The organism is Flammeovirga pacifica (genome assembly GCF_000807855.2).
Lineage (GTDB): Bacteria > Bacteroidota > Bacteroidia > Cytophagales > Flammeovirgaceae > Flammeovirga > Flammeovirga pacifica.
In genome coordinates this window covers 1,332,514-1,351,617 of sequence record NZ_JRYR02000002.1, presented here as the reverse complement: position 1 = coordinate 1,351,617, position 19,104 = coordinate 1,332,514, and the positions used below count along the sequence as shown (strand labels likewise).

Below are 19,104 nucleotides of genomic sequence, written 5' to 3'. Positions count from 1 at the left end.
AAATCATCCTGAATGATGACTATTCAGCAATATCGCTTAGACATAAAAAAATCGACTTATGTTATTCTATCTCTAAACATAAGTCGATTTCTAGATAGGTTAGGCTACGAATAAGCTCTTACCTCAAAGAGTTTGGCATTCTTAGCACCATAAGTTTCATGAAGTTGAATTCTAACAGCTGTAGTTTCTACAGAAGTAAAATCGAATTGGATCAATCGGGTTTTATTATTTGAAATAGTACCCACTTTTTGCCATTTACCTTTCACTCTTACCTCAACATCTAATGCTTTCATTAATTCAGGAGGTATTTGTGTGGTATAAATTTTATCTTCTAAACTATCTCTTCTAAGCATGATATTTTTCTTGACATTTGTATCACACTTTATTTCAATTTTTGATAAATCAACCTTTTCTGACCATTCTAACTGTATTTGTGCAGGTAGAGTATCAGATTGCCAATGATGTTCAATTTCTTTATAATCCCTCGACCAACCATCGTTTAATAATTGAGGATTACCTGATGTAGTTGATGACGCAATTATTTTAGATGCCTTTTGAACAAGGTCCTGTGCATCTTTGGCTGGTCGATTAGGAATAAAAACATCATCTCTAAGTAGTTGTTCTTGAAGTTCATTATTGAACTTTTCTCCCAATTTTCTTGGGTTGACTTTTTTCTTTACACACAGGGCAGCAGCAGTACCAACAGCTTGTCCTTCTAAGGCACAAGTGGCCATTATTCTTGAAGAAGAAAGGGCAATATGTGTTTGAGAGATGTTTCTACCTGCAAAAGAAAGGTTTGGAACATTAATAGAGTATAAACTCCTATAGGGAATTTGATACACCTCTTCAAAATCGTCGTGGAAATAACTTGGAGGTTCTTTTAAATTAAGCATTCCGCCAGGGTTGTGTTCGTCCAACGACCAACCACCATAAGCTACAGCATCTTTAAAATCAACGTTATTTAAGAGATCGGGCTCGCTAAGGATATGATCTCCAATAAATCTTCTCGATTCTCTTTTTCCTGGTAAAGAAGAAACCCAATCGAGTGCATAATTTTCTGTTTCAGGAAATTTACCAGAATTTTTGAGGTAATCCCATACGCCATAGGCATACCCCATCAAAGCATGTTTGTTGTCTTCAAACTCACCAATTATATCATCATCACTACCAAGTTCAACCCACCAAAAACCTAACTCAAAAGGCTTTAAATTACGTCCTTTGTGGGCACCTTCTGCATCATACTTTTTGGTAAAATGAGGTGCTTCAAAAGGCATTGGTTTACCCATATCTTTTGAGCCTAAAAGAATTGTAGATCCCATTTGCCATCCATCCGCTTCTTTGGGTGCAAATTTTTCATTAAACTCTGAAGAAGCTTCTCTACCTGTTCTGTAAAATGCTCCTGCTGTTGCCCCTAAAAGCCCATCTCCAGAACAATCAATAAATTGTTTTGCTTTAAAAGTAAATTCCGTCTCTGTTGTTAATTGCCAACAATAGGCGGCATCAATTTCGTCTCCTTTCATAATGGCACGAAGACAAGAGGTATTTAGGTAAAGATCTATATTTTTTTCCTTGGTGATGAAATCATATAAAATATGATCCCAAACAGGATAAGAGTCTTGAGGGTTATTGAAACGGTTGTGTAAAAGCATCTCTTCAATAATACCAGTTTCTCTTTCTGGCTTACCATTTTTTAAATGATTTACACCATTGAGGTGTACTCTAATTTCGCTGGAAGAATTTCCACCCAATACAGGTCGATCTTGTACTAAAGCGACTTTTGCACCGTTTCTACCTGCACTTACTGCAGCACACATTCCTGCGGCACCACCACCTATAACAACAACATCATATTCTAAAGTTTTTTTTCGATCAGGTCGAGGCTGCTTCCCCGTTCCCATTTTGTTCCATTGGTCCTTTGGGAGAAAATTTTTCTTGGAATCGTTTTTTAGCAGTTTGCTATCATTTTTTTCTTCGGCAGAAGTAGAGCCAAAAAGGGGAACGATACTAGCTCCCATCATACCTTTAAGGGTATTTTTAAAAAAAATCCTTCTTTTCATAAATCAAATAATAATTTGTTAGTTCTTCATTTCGTTATTTCAAATTCCTAAGTAGATAGATAAAGTTCAAGGTGTTAGCTGTCTATTTTTCGATTGTTCAGTTTATGTTCAGTAAAAAAGGATGTAAAAGGCTATCAAATGATGGTCTTGTCTATTTTTATTCTCTAATATTTTAATCTTGATAAAGTCGATAACATGGACCAACACAGATTTTATCCTCAAAAATCTAAAGAGTGGGTAGTCCTTTCAACTTTTTGGAAGAATTTACAATAGATGACAAATAGTAGTTTAGATCATTTATAATTAACCACTTAGCATATATTAAAACCACTTTCTCTTTTTATTTTTCAAAATCTTACCGTGCTTTGTATTACCAATTTAAATTAACTAATGAGCTATAGTCCGTAGCTCATCATTTTTCATTACTTCCAATCGCTCTATGAGAACATCAATTACTCAGGCCAAAAATAGCTTTTTGGCCATCTATAAGGGCATACAGAAGGAAGTATGGATCTTATCTTTAGTATCCCTTATCAACAGGATAGGGGCAATGGTTATTCCTTTTTTATCTATTTATTTATCAGAAAGTAAAGGGTTTACCCTTACGGAAATCGGATGGGTCATGTCGGCATTTGGCATGGGTTCCATTATCGGTACGTGGCTCGGCGGAAAGACCACCGATCGTTTTGGATATTATCCAGTAATTATCTTTAGTTTATTGACTTCGGGTATCGGATTAATTTTACTAAAGGAATTGGATGGATTTTTCGAAATCGCCATAGGCTTTTTCTTGGTAACTTTAGTGGCTGACATGTTGCGTCCTCCCATTTTTGTGGCCGTACATAAATACAGTACAGAAGAGAACAGAACCAAGTCGATTACATTGGTTCGTCTTGCCATCAATCTTGGCTTTGCTTTCGGACCTGCTGTCGGAGGTTTGCTTATAGCTACTCTTGGTTATCAGTCATTATTCTGGGTAGATGGTTTAAGTTGTATTTTTGCAATGATTGTATTTGCTTTGACGCTTACTATGCCGAAGATTGTAAAAGAAGTGGCCAAAAAAACGAAAGCAGAGAGGAAGAGTATGTCGCCGTATCATGATAAGTCTTTCTTAATTTTCGTGTTATCACTCACCTTATTTGGGCTAATTTTCATTCAATATTTCAGCACTGTCCCTTTGTTTTATAAAGAGGTACACGAGCTGAATGAAGCGACTATTGGTTTAATTATCTCTAGTAATGGTTTTGTAATTTGTATTTTGGAAATGCCACTGATGCATTGGATCGAAAAACAGAAGAAGTATTCGAAAATAAAAATCATGTATTTTTCCATTTTCTTAGTACTTCTTAGCTATATATTTTTGATAGTTGGAATGAACATCGTTCTTCTATTCATCGGTATGATGTTGTTAACCATAGGAGAAATGCTGATGTTCCCATTATCAAATACAGAAGCCATGAAAAGGTCTTCAGGGAAAAACCAAGGGGATTATATGGCTTTGTATGCAATGAGTTTTTCTGTAGCCCATTTAGTCGGTCATAACTTAGGTATGCAGACCATCAATTTCTTTGGATATAATCTCACTTGGTCTGGGATGATTATAGGCTTGATTGTTTGTTACTTCTTGCTGAAAGGGTATCAAATAGCGATAGAAAAAGAGAAAGAATCTACTGTTTTGAAAACAATTAATTAGTTATCTTGTAGTAGATATAAGTACTCATAATAAAGAATTAATAATGATTTATTTTTGGCTTAGTACTTAATTAAACCCAAAATAAACACTATGAAAAAAGCTATATGGAACGGTGTAGTTTTAGCAGAAAGCGATAAAACCATCGAAATCGAAGGGAATCAGTATTTCCCACCTTCTTCTATCCACAAAGAATTATTCACCCATTCTAAATACGAAACCTCCTGCCCTTGGAAAGGAACAGCTTCTTATTATGATATTGAGGTAAATGGTCTTGTAAATGAGGAGGCCGCTTGGTATTACAAAACACCAAAAGATGCAGTGAAAGAGATAAAAGAATATGTAGCCTTTTGGAAAGGAGTAAAAGTAGAATAAATAGCAGAGGTTGTTTTGTATAAATCGAAACAACCTCTTTTTTTTAGTAAAGAAGGACTTTAAGCAAAATGTTTGATCAGGGAATTATAAATTCACTTACTAATAAATCCATAATATGTTTTTTTTATAATATCTAAGTTGGATTCATTTTTTATTTATTGTAAACATTATTACATTCGAGCATATTTTATTGACTTTAAAGCAGACTAGAATTATTCAAACAAATTTTATGTGATGTTGGAATTGTTTTTTATTTCGTATATATGCCAATACGTAATAATTAACTCTCTGAAACACAGCTGATATTTATCGAAAAATAATTCTTATCTATTCTTTTTAAAACAAACTATTTTTATGTTCAAGCCTTTATTAACAACATTAATATTATTGATTTTTTCTGTTATAATGTTTAGTTGTAACAAAGAAGAAGAAGAATACAATTACCTTATCAAAACATTAGAACCTATTACTAACCCTGATGGTTCTATTCAACTTCGTGGAAAATTAATGGTTGATGGTTCTAAACGTCAGGTAGGGTTTGAAATACACAATTTAACTAATATTGGTAATACAATAAACATTACATCAAAATTAGATGAAAGTGGTACATTCAATACTAATTTTATAGACTTCAATGATCTTGGTGAGAAGTTTGTTTTTAGGGCTTATTATATCGATAAATTTGGTAATAAAGGCTTGGGTCAAGCAAAAGAATTTACTTCTATCATAGATATGAAAGTAATCATTAATGAAAGCTCTATTCCAGATAGTATTTTCATTGCTGATACCATTAATATAACAGGAAAAAACCTGCAAAAAAATGCTATTAAAGTTACTTATGGGTATGAAACTAAAGATTATAATTTTTATACTTATACAATATCAAGGTCTTTTGATACATTAAAGATACACTATCCTGCAATTCACACTAATATTGGTGAGTTTTTAGTATTCAGAATTCAATCACATCAAGATATTCTTTTTGAAAAGAAGATTAAACTTAAGTACCCAACTTTTATTAAATACAATGAGAAAGGGGGGTACAGTGGAAAAGATTTCACAATATGTGGCAATAATTTTATAAATGACCTTGAAAATACTTATTTTCTAAATAATAGAAAAAGAGAATATGCCAAAAAGATAACAAGTGATTCTATTCGTTTTACACTACCATATGATTTTTATGAACTGAACGATTCTATGACTATCTATAATGGTAATTATACTTTTAAAACACCACCACTTAAACAATTGCCACCTGAAATAAGTATTGAAAGAGTTGATATTGAATCAGAGTTATACACAGTTAAAGTCAATTTTGAAAATATTAGAAGATCTGATTTTGAGGGTTATTTTAATGAATATAAAGCGGTAAGAGTCAGAGAAACAGATAATAGTGTTACATATAAACTCCCTTTGATTTCATTTCCATCCACAAAAGTAAATTTTAATATTCGGAGAATATATTCTAATAAGGAACTTCTATTAGAACAAGAGGTAGATATTTCTACACCTTTTAATATAAGTAGTACAGAGGAGGTTCCATTTAGGGGGGAACATCAGGTGTGTAATTATTTAGGGGAAGCTTACTTGGCGGTGAGAAGAGATGAAAATCTTTATTTGTATATGTACAATGATAGTGACAAAGAATGGGTGGAAGTGTCAGAATATCCTTATTCTATAAGTAGCCAGTTTACTAGTTATACACGCTTTATGGTTGACTCAATATTGTATATCTACTTAGGAGATGGAAATATAATTAGTTATAATTTTTCAACGAATTCTTGGTCTCAAGTAGCAAAAGTTGATTTGAATCCGATCAATATGCAGCCATTATTTTTTGTCTATAACGAAAACCTATATGTAGGAGCCAACAACAAAATATTGAAATTTGATCTTATAAATAAACAATGGAAAGATGATACATCTAATTTAGATTTCCTTCCGATTAATAATACAAGATTGAATAAAGTATTTTTAAAAGGAGATAAAATATATCAATATAGAAAAAGCGATCAAAACAAATATGTTCTTCTAGTCTCTGATTTTCTTGAAAAGAAAACGATAGAAATTCCTCTTGAAAATAATTATTCTTCTATTCACACTATACCATTTATTTATCAAGATAGAATTTACATAGCTATACGGTCATTTAATTTGGTGGAAGAAATACTTTATTTTGATTTAACCACTGAGAAGTTTTATACTGATTTTTCTATTTGGAGGCAATTATACCCATTCAATCAATTGTTTTTTAAAAATAATGAAGGACTTCATCTATACATAGGAAAAAGATCGGATCGTACTGCTTACACTATATTAAAAAAATAAAACATGACTAATTCAAAACAACTGATCATCTTAATCTGTTTAAATTTACTTTTTGGTTGTAATTTATTCGAAACAGAGAAAAACCTTTCTGTTGAAACAATGGGTTATATTGTAAGTGAAAATGGTACAATTGAATTTACAGGAGTACTCCCTGAAGGTACTGAAGTAGATATCAACGATACAGGTTTTTTTCTAAATTATACGAATTCCAATGGGGCAACCCATTTACAACAAAATACTTCCCATAGGATTGAAGACAACAAGTTTATTTTAGAGATCAAAGATAATTGGGATATGTTTACTAATATTAGTTTCAAAGCATATGCTATTATAAATGGAACATCGGTACAAGGAAAAAATAAATACTTTACACTTTCTCAACTTCCTAAGTTTTCTATTGATTTAAATACTTTACCAGATAGTGTTTTCACTTTTGACACCTTAAGGATTAAAGGGATAAATTTTTTAAAAAATTCTATCAAAGCCTCTGCAAGATATGGAGAAGATGAGCGTTTTTTGCCAGTAGATAAATGTATTGTGGATAGTACTAATCAAATCGGGATAAAATTAGAAAACCCAGATTATTTTTATGATAATATGGTTGTATACCTGAAAATATTTGATGATCGCCATGAAGTATTAATTCAAGAGCCTATTCCAGTTAGAGTTCCCACCTTCACAAAATATTCTTCTGAAACTGTTTATTATGGAGATACTGTGATTATTCATGGATATAATTTCCATAAAGATTTAAAACTTAATATAGGCCAAATTCTTGATATGAACGATCAAGAAATTACTGTAAAGATTGGAGAAGATGTTGAGTTTCCCTTGAATTTTAAAATAGACTTTCCTTTTTACCATAAACTATCTTTACCATTACTTAGAGCCCATCTTCCACAAATAAATAAAATTGAAGTAGTAGATGGGAATGAATTAAAATTAAAATTTTCAGGTAAGTATCTTAACTCTACAAGTTATTCATTTCTCTTTAATGGTGAAAGTGGAGAAATTATTGAAAAGAGCGAAAATGAGGCAATTGTAAAAATGCCTAATATAGAATTTCCAAATTTTGAAGCTGAAGTAGTCTTATCTAATGGATTGGATAATCAAGTATTGGAAGAGCATTTCCAAATACCAGCATTCTTTACCTTATTGGATAAAACAAAACCAACTCTAAAAAATGATAGTCATCGTTTAAATGTAAATGGTGATAGTTATTTTATTTTTCATGGTTATGGAGTTACTATAACGAAGTTTGATAATGAAAGAAATCAATTTAATAAGGTAAGTTCAAATGAGTCCATCACAAGCAGTTACTTTAACAAACCTCTTAATGCCTGCTATCAAAATAATAAGATATATATTTATTCTGGAGATGAAGAAAACAATATATATTGTTACAATATTGTCTCCGACAAATGGGAAACTCTTACATCAATCCGATTAGGAGATCATTTTATTAATACTTCTATTTTTGCTACTGATAAAGCTCTTTATCTTGGGTATGGTACATCCAATACAATAGAAAATAATGGTTTGTATAAATATGATTTAGAAACACAACAATGGTCTAATATTGGTTTACAGCATACCCAAGATTTCCATATTTTAAAGTCATATACCTATAATGGAAGTGCTTATATTTTTGGATATGAGGAAGTAGACGGAAACACAAATGCTTTGGTCAAAAAGATTGACCTTACTACACATCAGGTAAGATGGATTAAATCAGAAATACATTTTGAGGCTCAACAAGCCGATTACAACATTTCAAGGGTAGATGAAGAACATTTTGCGTTTTTATTCATGTCTAACAATGGAACTGAAGAGGCTAATTATTATTTCAATTTGTTTGATTTTAAAACGGAATCTTTCGAATTAATCACAACACAAAAAGCAATTATTGATAGGTCAAGTTGGTATAATAAAGGAATGATGTTTACTAACCATCAAAGAATTTATTTTTATGATATAGGGTACGAAAATTACCTTTTTGCTTCCACAAATATTCTAAATTTGAATTAGGATAATAGAAATAGGTGTGTATTATTAATGCCAAGATGAATTCTATGGATAATTAATTCATAAAAGCATCTATTGTAATTGTAACTATTTAGTTCCAATCATTAATTAATGTGATAAGTATATTATAATATATCTTATGTACTTTAATTTAGTTATTAAACTAAATGTAATCTTCCTATTTTTGCCGTTCAAAACGAATCATAGTAACCAACAATTAGACTTAACATCGATAAGGCAATATGAACTTTAATACGACAAGATTTTTATCAAATAAATTTTTGATTAAACTAACTCGCCCTTTTTTATTGGTATCCGCATTTATTTTGCTGTGTAGTCATGATCTATACATTAAAATGGAAACTTATTTTTTACAACCCAATCAAGAAGCGACTTTAAGTTTATACAACGGTACTTTTGAATTGAGTGAAAATACAATCGCAAGAGACCGTTTATTAGATGCATCAGTAGTGGCTCATCAAAAAAGAACTTCAATTTCTGATGAACAATGGAGCGATCAGGACAGTACAATTACTCAATTCCATTTTAAAACTGGTGATACCGGAACGTATGTAGTTGGTGTATCGACAAAAGCAAGAACCTTACAACAAACCGCCTCTTCTTTTAATGGCTATCTTAAACATGATGGGGTTATTGATATGCTTAGAGAAAGAGAAGACAATAATGAATTGGAAGATGATGTGGTCGAAAGCTATCAGAAACATGTAAAAGCTATTTATCAAGTAGGTGATTCTAAAACGGAAGATTGGAAAACGGTTTTAGGGTACCCAATAGAATTTGTGCCATTAGAAAATCCTTATAAAAAATACAGTGGAGAGTCTTTAGATGTTCAGTTATTGATGGATGGGAAACCATTGCCTAATCAGTTATTATATGCGGATTATATTAGTGCTACTCACCATCACCACCATGGAGATCATTCTCATGATGCAGCAGATCATTCTCATACCAATGGACAAAGGTTTCGTACCGATGCCAAAGGTATTGTTACTCTCCTTTTACCGGAGGATGGCATTTATTACCTCCGTACGATTCATATGGAAAAGATGGATGGAAATAAAGAGTTTACACATCAATCAAAATGGTCTACGTTAACTTTTGAAGTAACGCATAAGCACGGGGAACACACTCATACTCATGATCATCATCATGAAGAAGAAATACCTACAGGGATCTTTGTATTCGGTAGTATTTTAGTGATTGGTATATTATTTATGTATTTCAGAAAAAAGGACTAACAATGAATAGGTATCAAAAGAGAGCATTATCATTATTATTTTTGATGATTCCAATGATAGCATTTGCACATGATGTGACAAGTGCTGATCAAGAACTATTAAAAAGCGGAAGTCTATTGGCTTACATTCAGGTGGGAGCCACCCATATGCTTACGGGGTACGATCACTTATTATTTTTAGCAGGAGTAGTATTTTATCTTAGCAGTTTTAAAGATATTATAAAGTTTATAACTGCTTTTACGATTGGGCATTGCATTACTTTAATTGGGGCAACCTATGCAGGTATCACTGCCAACGAGCATTTAGTAGATGCTGTTATTGCTTTAAGTATTTTATATAAAGGATTTGAAAATTTAGGTGGCTTTGAAAAGTTGAAAGTTAAATCGCCTAATTTATTGATAATGGTTGTTGTCTTCGGATTGATTCATGGGTTTGGGTTGTCTACTAGACTACAATCCTTCGAAAACGGAACCGAAGCACTTTTAAGTAAGATATTATGCTTTAATGTAGGGGTAGAAGTAGGTCAAATTTTAGCTTTGATTCCTATAGTAGCAATCATTAGTTGGTCTAGAAAAAGCAAGCAATTTCCAGCCTTTTATAAAGCCGTTAACTGGTATTTGATTTTGGCAGGGTTGTTTTTATTTGGCTATCAGATGATGGGGTATTATTCTTAACAGTTTCACTTGACGGAAGAACAACTTATCATTTTGGAAAATTCGAAGCTTATAAGTTAACATTGAAAGGTTTTTATCTAAAGTAGATATGGAATGAAAAGGTTTTTACGAAGAACACTTTTATTAATAATTGGTCTCTTATTTTGTATTGTATCAAGTTTACACACAAGGGTACTACTTCTTGGAGTGATTGTCTTGCTACTTCAAAATGAGGATTTTGTTAGTAACTATCTAAAAATCAAAAAAAGATGGGTACTCCTATCTACTTTAGTGCTTTATATTTTAATTTTCCCCAAGCGATCTTTTGATAAAGAAGCGGAATATCAAAGTGTATATTTTAATTCGACGGGTAATACGGTAAGTATGCCTTGGCTTCCTTATCTATCTTCTATTATCTCTGAGGAAGATGGACAATCTGTGGCTGTTTTTATGATGCATGTCTTACCAGAAGATATCATCAGAATATTAGTACAAAAAGGGTTGGGGCTTCCTTTTGGTTCAGCACTTAGAGATATGGTCACCTATAGTAATCATGAAAGTTTATGGAATAATTACTTATTTCATAATGGTGCTCCTACGTCTATGTTGCCCTCTAATTTATATTTTCAGATGATGCAAGATAAAGGTCAATACAAAGACCTATCGCATTATTTTGTTCATTTACCCAAGAATAAAAATTTAGAAGACTGTGAAGTAACAGTCTTTTGTCATGGTTTTTTAGGTAATTGGTTATTGTATCCTAAAATCTATGATGAATATTCTAATCATATTGTTATTTGTGTGGAAACAAAAGGGATGAGTGGGATTTTTACATCTTCTGATATGAAACATATCTATTCTAAGGTTTTACCTCATGCTTATAAAAGGATAGGAATTTCTCCAAAGAAGCCTCATTTAGTGGGTTTATCCAATGGATGTTCTGCTATTAATACAGCAATAACCACTTTGCCAACTCAATTTAAATCCTATACTGCATTATCTGGCGGACTTTTTTCAAAGCCAAGATATGGCCAAAAAGTAAAAGTGATTTATGGAGCAACAGATCAATCAGGTGGAGTGTCAAAATATATCCCCCAAAATAAATACAAATTACATGTCATCAAGGGTGATAATCATGTTTTGTATATCAGTAATCCTGATACCGTATTTTCAATTTTAAAGCAATTTGATACTTCATTGTAACTCCCTTCTATTTTTTGAGGAGGATTAAATTCAAAGCCATTTTATTAGTGCATATAGGTTGCATACTAAAAAGATACATTTGAAAAATAATGTATCATTAAACCCCTATTGCATGAAATTAGGTAGTAGTATTTGCCAAGAAATATTTGATTTTGTGTGATATAATATTGTAGATGTGAAATGGAAAGCAATTTGTGATACATAAATATATTTGCATATCTTTCACAACTTCAATAAATTAGCCAAATCAAAGCAAAAGACTGTTCTCAAAAAGCTAACTTTTTCCTTGCTAACGAATCATTTTTTAAAAACTATGACAACCAAAATACTAACTACTTCTGAGGGGAAGCTACACACCTTAGAATTACGTAAACTTATGAATGGACTTTTTAGTTTTATTCAAAAAAGATTAGAATCTCAAGAATATGATCAAGGTTTTCAGCTTGATTCTTTTTTAGATGATAGTTACGAAACTCATTTCCAAAAACTGGCAAAGCAGTATCGTTTTAGTAAAGACGACCTTACATTTTTGTTATTTGCTTATGCTTGGGAGTACCATCATTTGACCTTCTCTTCTTTCTTTAAGTATGTGGATAAATTGGATGTATTGGTCCAATATCAAGGTGTTTTTGAAGAAAATAATACAAGGTTTATCCCAACTTTAAAGACTTTTTTAGAGCTGTTTTATCCTCAAAATAAAGAAGAGATGTTGATGTATTTTATGTCATCACATCACCCTTTATTTCGATATGGAATATTGGCATATCAGAATAAAGAAGATAAGCTAACAGCTGTTGTACATCAAATAGTTCGTGTTTCAGAACAATATGCACATCATTTAAATGGAGGCGATCCACCCAGATTGGATCAAGGAGAACGCTTTCCTGCACAATTAATGACACCCAAAATGTTATTAAAACATATCGTTTTACCTCAAAAAACACGAACCGAATTAGAAGCGCTACAACAATGGTTAAGGGTGAGGAAAAAATGGAATGAATTGCCCATCATAGTTCGAAAAAAAATCAATAAAAGTCAGCTTTATGTATTTACGGGTGCTCCGGGAACGGGTAAATCATTAACGGCATCAGCCATAGGCTTAGAATATAAAATGCCTACATATAGACTTGATTTATCTCGAGTAATCTCTAAGTACGTAGGAGAATTTGAGAAAGAAATGGAGAAAATATTTTCTCGTTTACACGGTCAAGAAGCTATTTTATTTATTGATGAAGCGGATGCCATTTTTTCTAAGAGAGATGAGAAGTTGAAAGAGGCGAAAGACAAATATGCCAATCAAGAAATGGCCTATTTATTACAACGTGTAGAACAATTTGATGGAGTAGTGATATTGGCAACCAACGTAACAGATATCAGAAAAATATTTGATAAGGCAATGTTGAGAAGGATAAATAGTGAGATCGAATTTACCTTTCCAAAAGCCAAAGAACGCTATTTATTATGGAAAAACGCTACTGTTACACCCTACAATTTACCTGCGAATGTATTGGATAATTTAGCCAATAATTATCAGGTGAATGGGGCGAATATTAGTGCAGTAATGTCGAAGGTACTTATTGATTGTATTGATAATGGAACAACTGAGATTAAAGAAGAAACTATTTTAGAATACTTAAGGAAAGAGTATTTAAAAAGAGACTCCATGTTTAAAGCATGCCGAGATGATGCCCCTCCATCCATATTAATGGAACAACGTTTAGGGAGATCGGCAGTACATACAGGTTCAAGAATGTAAAGAATAAGGCATGCTACTAGAACAAATAAAGAAGAAAAAATCAGGATCGGTTTCAAAGGAAAAACCATTTGAAATGACACCTGAAAAAAGAGCACAGTTGATTGCACTAGAAAAAAACTATGAGGCCTCTTTAGTAGATTTTAATTACGAAAGAGTAACACCCGATGCAGATGCAGGAAAGTATTTTTTTGATGAATCGACAGGGTACATACAATATAAGGTTGTTCCTGGGCAAGGTTTTTACAGAATTTATCTCAATAATTATCTTGATGTTGACCAACTGATACAAAGTAACCCAACTTGGGAAGGAGTAGTCCAACATCAAAATCAGTCTTTGATAAAGACTACAGAAGGTACAAAACATTTGATGGCCAATGAAGTGATTAATTTAGGCAGGGTAGAAGACTTTAAAGTGTTTCCTGTTTGGGCTTTACATCATATGGCAACACCTGAAGATGGAATCAAAATTGGGGAGGCCTTTGTACTTTCGAGAAGTCAAAAATTACAAATACCAAAAGCAAGGACCCTACAAAAAGAAAATGAAGTCACTTTATTTTCACCTCAAAATTATTTTCTACTTGGTCTAACAACTCATGATATTATAGAAGCAGAAGGAGCTGGTTTTCCGCTTACTCAAAATTTACTTCAAGTATTGTTCTGTCAGAACGAAGATCCTTTTAATTTAAATCAACTAATACATTTACTCAACGAAGACGAACAATATAGCTTTTTATATCATACAACTGTAAGTAAAAACCCCAAGTATCAATCTCATTTTAACTATCTACTGCAGCATATTGATGTGAGCATTTTGAATAGTTGGTCGAGCACTGCTAGAAAGATTTTTATCAATATTTTATCACTGAAAGGTATTGATAAAAAAAAGGGGAAGGTTGCTTTTGTTCAGCAAGAAATTGATTTATTCAATGAGACTGATCCATTTGAAAAAATGGAAGAAGTGATTCGCCAAGTGATGGTAGGTTTTCCAAAGATAACAGACAACAAAAAGGAAAATGAAGTGGTGAGTGAAGTGGAGGCAAAGCTGACTTTTATGTATGGCCACATCAAATTTGATTTATATTTTGAAGTGGGAGTAGGTTTTGCTTTATCCGCAGAGATAGGAGACGATAGGTCTTTTGATGTAAGCTTTATGTATACTTTAATGGTAGAAGGTGGAGTTGATGTTGCGCTTTGGAATGGAGGCTCTTTTAATACAAGTGTAGGGTATATGCTTAGTAACAGCAATAAAAATTCTTTTGACTCTATTCAACATTTTACGGTGTATTTACTTCACTGTTTTGCACAGCATCCTGAGTTAGATGATATAGAGAGTTTGCATAATTATTTATCAGAACCTCAACATCAGGATGAGCTGAGAAAGAAGCATATTAAATACGATATTTTAACTCACAATTTTAATTTTAAGATAGGCGGAAAGACACCGAATGATAAATCAATAGAATTTATATTAGCGTTTAAAAAAGGGCACAAAACCAATAGGGTACAAGAGTATAGAAATGGAAAATTGTATGATAAATCACAAGATTTCATTAACAAAGAAGAATCAAATTTTGAACTATCAACATCCTTTAAAATAGACAATTTGGTGGTCACCTTTTCATACATAAAAATAGTAAATTCCGACAATAAAGATGATAACGGAAAGTATTTACAACTAAGGGTAGATTTAAACTCTAATGAGATTGCACTTACCAGATTGACCTTATTACAACTAGGAACGGCAATGAATTACTTAGAGAGAAATAATATTTCTAAAGATAATAATTATTCAGATCCTATCGAATGGATGAAGAAGGACGGTATAAAATTATTAATTCACCTTTCTACTTTTTTTAAATCATCGAAGGCGACTCCTTCAATGATGGGATCTCAAAAAGTATTAATGGATAATTATAATAAATTAAATGCACTAAATAAGGTAAAGGGTAAATTACTCTTAACCTTTGGAGCTGAAGCCAAGTTTCATATTGGTGATCATGGTACCTATTTAGAAAACCTCAGTATACTAGGTACATACAAAGACAGCTTATCTTTAGCACTTGATAGAGATACGGCACTACTAAGGCAGGGTCATTATGGTAAAACAGAATTTAGCGTCAGTAGGACAACAAAAACGGATATTTATATTGGCAAAAAAAACCTATTGTATTTAAGTAAAATCTACAATGGTTTAACCTATGAAAATGATCCTGTTGAGGAAAGGGAATTGAGATTTATGAAAATGAAGGAGGCTCAGGATGCTTTTAATGCAAATAGAGTAGATGATTCAATAGCCATTAAAAAAGATTATTGGGAAGGTTATGATAAAAGAAGAACCCAAGCTCCAAAAGAAGAATTGGAAAGGTTTTATGCTAAATACTCTTCAGACCTTAAAGAGTTAGGAATATCATTTATTGAAATGTTGATAGATACTTATCATCAAGGTGAAGAGTTAAAGGATAGTGGTAAAATTCCTCATGACCAAGAAGTAACTTGGGGTATGGTTAATATAAACTTTATGAATGGTATTGATCTATCGTTTTTGATGCGATATGTGGATGGTACAGGTCCTATGTTTTTAAATGGAAATTCTGTAGGGAAACATACTAATATGGGCAGTTTTATCATAAATAATTTCACAGACAAAACAATAGGTGCTAAGAAATTTAGATCACCAACTGAATTAATTGTAAACTTCCTCTTTCCAATTTTTTATAAACTCAGAGAACAATATAATTTTAATATTTTCCACTATGAAAAAAATATTTTTTAAACTATTACCTGTTTTGTTTATTTCAATAGCTTGCTCAAATCACGATAATACAATTAAAAATTTGGATATTGAAGTAAGAGAAAAACTTGAAAATTTATATTTGAATTACATAAAATTATCAGGATATGAACTTAATGAATTAGATCATTTAATTAAAGTAGAAGACAATAAAGTAATAAGACTATATTTTCCTTTATTTTATAATGGTGAAATCCATTATGACTCAACCAGTATTCAAGAAATTAGTTCATTTACTAATTTACAAGAGTTAAATTTATTTGGTTTAAAGTATTATCCTAATGGGATAGAAAATATTAAAACTTTAAAATATTTAAGAGTAAATCTCAAAAAATTCAACAATTTTCCATTTGAAAAATTTAAGGACAAAAGACTTGAAACGTTACAGGTTGATAGTTTACAAGACTCAAAATTAATAGAATCTATCTATGATTTAATTTCATTAAAAGAGTTGATAATAAGAACATCTGAAATTAAAAAGTTGTCTATTAAAATAAGTAATTTTAAAAATGTAGAAGAGCTTTTTATTGAAGGAAAAATAAACACTTTACCTGAAGAGATAAAAAGTTGTTCAAAGCTTAAAACATTAAAAATATGTTCAGATTCTCTCACAAGCCTTCCCGATGCATTTCAAAATTTTACAGAACTAAAAATGTTGTATATCTATTCAAAATCAAAAATAGATTTACCCATTTCTTTATCAAATTGTAAAAATGTTATTTTATTCAAATTGAGTGGTATAATAAATGAATATCCGGAATGCATTAATGGGATGGATAGTCTAGGTAATCTAGAAATTGATTGTGGTGAGAATGGTGGGTTTGATAGTTTATCAGATGGGATGAACAATCTCACTCGACTCCATACTCTAAGAATAGAAAACCCAAAACTTAAATACCTACCAAAATCTTTGAGTCAAACCAAATTGGAGTTCTTAGAAATTCGAGGAGCAAAATTGAAGAATTATAAGTTTCCGATTGAATACAATCAATTACCGTTAAAACATATTGAATTATTTGCCAGTAAGGTTGGAGAATTTCCACCGTTTCTCTACGATCTAACAACAATAGAAGAAATAAAAATTATTGGAGGTTATTTTGATTCGATGAGGAATCCTCAACCACAAAAAAATTGGAATAATTTAAAGTCTTTAACTATATCTGGTACCGAATTAAGTGCACTACCAGATTCTTTAGGTTATTGTAGAAAACTACAAACAGTAGATATACAGCATAATAGACTAACAACAGTTCCTCGTAGCTTCGCCAATTTAGGAGAACGTCTTTGTTTTTATTGGTTTGGTAACCCATGGAAAACTCTACCTAAAGAGATGGACTGGAATTGCCGAGATTTAAACCCTTGTTCGGTGGGATATTCTAATTTGCCTCCTGCCAAGAGGAGGTGAAATGAGAAGGGTGAATAACTTAATTAATAATGAAAGTGATTAATATTTTTCACTATGAAAAGTAAACTACTATATTTTTTATTAACTGTTTTATTAAGTTGTAATTTAAATACAAAGGAGGAAACAGTTTTAGATTTATCTGAGGAAGATCAAGAACAATTAAAAGTATTGTTCAATAATCATTTAAATTATTTTTCAATTGATTTTGCTTCATTAAAGAATGAAGTTGAGGTATTAAATGGGGAGTTAGTACGATTAAAATTATTTGACTTCAAAGTAGATTATGAGATGTATCCAAGGGAGTCGGTAGAAAAGATTTCAAATTTTAAACACTTAAAAGAATTAATTTTATTTGGTTGTGATTATTATCCCAAAAATATGGACAACTTATCAAAGTTAGAAACTCTACATTTAAACCTAGATCGAATACACAATTTTCCCTTTGAACAATTGAACTCAAACACTTTACAAATGCTATATATTGAAGGAGATAGCATAAAAAGTGTACCTAATGCAATCTATAATTTTACGTCATTAAAAGAGCTTGAGATATTAACAAATGATGTTCCCTCAGTATCTAATGAAATAGGTAATCTTAAAGATTTAGAAAATTTAGTTATATCTGTAAAAATGAACACTTTACCAAAAGAGATAAAAGGTTGTTCAAAGCTGAAAACATTAAAGATCTATTCAGATTCTCTCACAAGTCTTCCTAATTCTTTTCAAAACTATACGGAATTAGAGATATTATATATCTATTCAAAGTCAAAAATAGATTTACCCATTTCTTTATCAAATTGTAAAAATGTTATTTTATTTGAATTGAGTGGTATAATAAACGAATATCCAGAATGCATTAATGGGATGGATAGCCTAGGCTATCTAGAAATTGATTGTGGGGAGAATGGTGGGTTTGATAGTTTATCAGATGGAATGAGCAACCTCACTCGACTCCATACTCTAAGAATAGAAAACCCAAAACTTAAATACCTACCCAAATCTTTGAGTCAAACCAATTTGGAGTATTTATATATTCATGAGGCTAATTTTAGAGATTATCAGTTTCCAATCGAATACAATCAATTACCCTTAAAGTATATAAAATTATATGACACAAAAATTAAAGAATTTCCAGAGTTTATTTATGATCTCACTACTTTGGAAGAATTAAACATAAAAGGTGGTTATTTTGATTCAATGAGGAACCCCCAGCCACAAAAAAATTGGAATAATCTAAAGTCCTTTACAGTAACAGATACAGATTTAAAATCATTACCAGATTCTTTAGGTTATTGTAGAAACCTACAAACAGTAGATATACAGTATAATAGACTAACAACAGTTCCTCGTAGCTTCGCCAATTTAGGAGAGCGTCTTTGTTTTTATTGGTTTGGTAACCCATGGAAAACACTACCTAAGGAGATGGACTGGAATTGCCGAGATTTAAACCCTTGTTCGGTGGGATATTCTAATTTGCCTCCTGCGAAGAGGAGGTGAGTAAAAACCTCATTCAATTAGATAATTTCTTTTTTATGAATTAAGAAGGTATTCGTAGTAGA

The 19,104-nt window shown here is 31.5% G+C and carries 12 protein-coding genes; 11 read left to right on the top strand and 1 reads right to left on the bottom strand.

Annotation, left to right across the window (positions count from 1 at the left end):
- Positions 1-104: 104 nt before the first annotated feature.
- Positions 105-2,057 (bottom strand): FAD-dependent oxidoreductase, encoded by a 1,953-nt coding sequence (locus NH26_RS23930; protein ID WP_044217203.1) that lies wholly within the window; start codon positions 2,055-2,057, stop codon positions 105-107.
- 475 nt (positions 2,058-2,532) lie between these two features.
- Between NH26_RS23930 and NH26_RS23925 the strand changes: the two genes are divergently transcribed.
- The 11 genes from NH26_RS23925 (at position 2,533) to NH26_RS23875 (ending at position 19,042) form a co-directional block, all read left to right on the top strand.
- Positions 2,533-3,750, top strand: a complete 1,218-nt coding sequence (locus NH26_RS23925) for an MDR family MFS transporter (protein WP_199880295.1) — start codon at positions 2,533-2,535, stop codon at positions 3,748-3,750.
- Positions 3,751-3,840: 90 nt separating this feature from the next.
- Positions 3,841-4,122: a DUF427 domain-containing protein gene (locus tag NH26_RS23920; protein WP_044217199.1), complete on the top strand. Its 282-nt coding sequence runs from the start codon at positions 3,841-3,843 to the stop codon at positions 4,120-4,122.
- Between the two features lie 405 nt (positions 4,123-4,527).
- Positions 4,528-6,453 carry a hypothetical protein gene (locus NH26_RS23915; RefSeq protein ID WP_139263285.1) on the top strand — a complete coding sequence of 642 codons (1,926 nt, stop codon included), beginning with the start codon at positions 4,528-4,530 and terminating at the stop codon, positions 6,451-6,453.
- Between the two features lie 3 nt (positions 6,454-6,456).
- Positions 6,457-8,481 (top strand): Kelch repeat-containing protein, encoded by a 2,025-nt coding sequence (locus tag NH26_RS23910; protein ID WP_044217195.1) that lies wholly within the window; start codon positions 6,457-6,459, stop codon positions 8,479-8,481.
- A 278-nt stretch (positions 8,482-8,759) separates the two neighbouring features.
- Entirely contained in the window at positions 8,760-9,737 is a 978-nt protein-coding gene (locus NH26_RS23905) for a DUF4198 domain-containing protein (protein ID WP_317040999.1), read from the top strand.
- Between the two features lie 2 nt (positions 9,738-9,739).
- Positions 9,740-10,411 (top strand): HupE/UreJ family protein, encoded by a 672-nt coding sequence (locus NH26_RS23900; protein ID WP_044217189.1) that lies wholly within the window; start codon positions 9,740-9,742, stop codon positions 10,409-10,411.
- 93 nt (positions 10,412-10,504) lie between these two features.
- Entirely contained in the window at positions 10,505-11,593 is a 1,089-nt protein-coding gene (locus tag NH26_RS23895) for an alpha/beta hydrolase (RefSeq protein WP_044217187.1), read from the top strand.
- A gap of 313 nt (positions 11,594-11,906) precedes the next feature.
- A complete protein-coding gene (locus NH26_RS23890; protein WP_044217184.1) occupies positions 11,907-13,349 on the top strand; it encodes an ATP-binding protein in 1,443 nt (480 codons plus the stop codon).
- A 10-nt stretch (positions 13,350-13,359) separates the two neighbouring features.
- A complete protein-coding gene (locus NH26_RS23885) occupies positions 13,360-16,122 on the top strand; it encodes a hypothetical protein (RefSeq protein WP_139263283.1) in 2,763 nt (920 codons plus the stop codon).
- Complete coding sequence (locus NH26_RS23880) at positions 16,103-17,545, top strand: leucine-rich repeat domain-containing protein (RefSeq protein ID WP_044217180.1); 1,443 nt, start codon at positions 16,103-16,105, stop codon at positions 17,543-17,545. Before NH26_RS23885 ends, NH26_RS23880 begins: the two co-directional genes overlap by 20 nt.
- A 54-nt stretch (positions 17,546-17,599) precedes the next feature.
- Positions 17,600-19,042, top strand: a complete 1,443-nt coding sequence (locus tag NH26_RS23875; RefSeq protein ID WP_044217178.1) for a leucine-rich repeat domain-containing protein — start codon at positions 17,600-17,602, stop codon at positions 19,040-19,042.
- Positions 19,043-19,104: the final 62 nt, after the last annotated feature.

Bases quoted from the DNA above. Each gene is read 5' to 3' on its own strand.
- NH26_RS23880 (WP_044217180.1), top strand. From the start codon at position 16,103: ATGAAAAAAATATTTTTTAAACTATTACCTGTTTTGTTTATTTCAATA.
- NH26_RS23930 (WP_044217203.1), bottom strand. From the start codon at position 2,057: ATGAAAAGAAGGATTTTTTTTAAAAATACCCTTAAAGGTATGATGGGA.
- NH26_RS23875 (WP_044217178.1), top strand. From the start codon at position 17,600: ATGAAAAGTAAACTACTATATTTTTTATTAACTGTTTTATTAAGTTGT.
- NH26_RS23915 (WP_139263285.1), top strand. From the start codon at position 4,528: ATGTTTAGTTGTAACAAAGAAGAAGAAGAATACAATTACCTTATCAAA.
- NH26_RS23910 (WP_044217195.1), top strand. From the start codon at position 6,457: ATGACTAATTCAAAACAACTGATCATCTTAATCTGTTTAAATTTACTT.
- NH26_RS23900 (WP_044217189.1), top strand. From the start codon at position 9,740: ATGAATAGGTATCAAAAGAGAGCATTATCATTATTATTTTTGATGATT.
- NH26_RS23885 (WP_139263283.1), top strand. From the start codon at position 13,360: ATGCTACTAGAACAAATAAAGAAGAAAAAATCAGGATCGGTTTCAAAG.
- NH26_RS23890 (WP_044217184.1), top strand. From the start codon at position 11,907: ATGACAACCAAAATACTAACTACTTCTGAGGGGAAGCTACACACCTTA.
- NH26_RS23895 (WP_044217187.1), top strand. From the start codon at position 10,505: ATGAAAAGGTTTTTACGAAGAACACTTTTATTAATAATTGGTCTCTTA.
- NH26_RS23920 (WP_044217199.1), top strand. From the start codon at position 3,841: ATGAAAAAAGCTATATGGAACGGTGTAGTTTTAGCAGAAAGCGATAAA.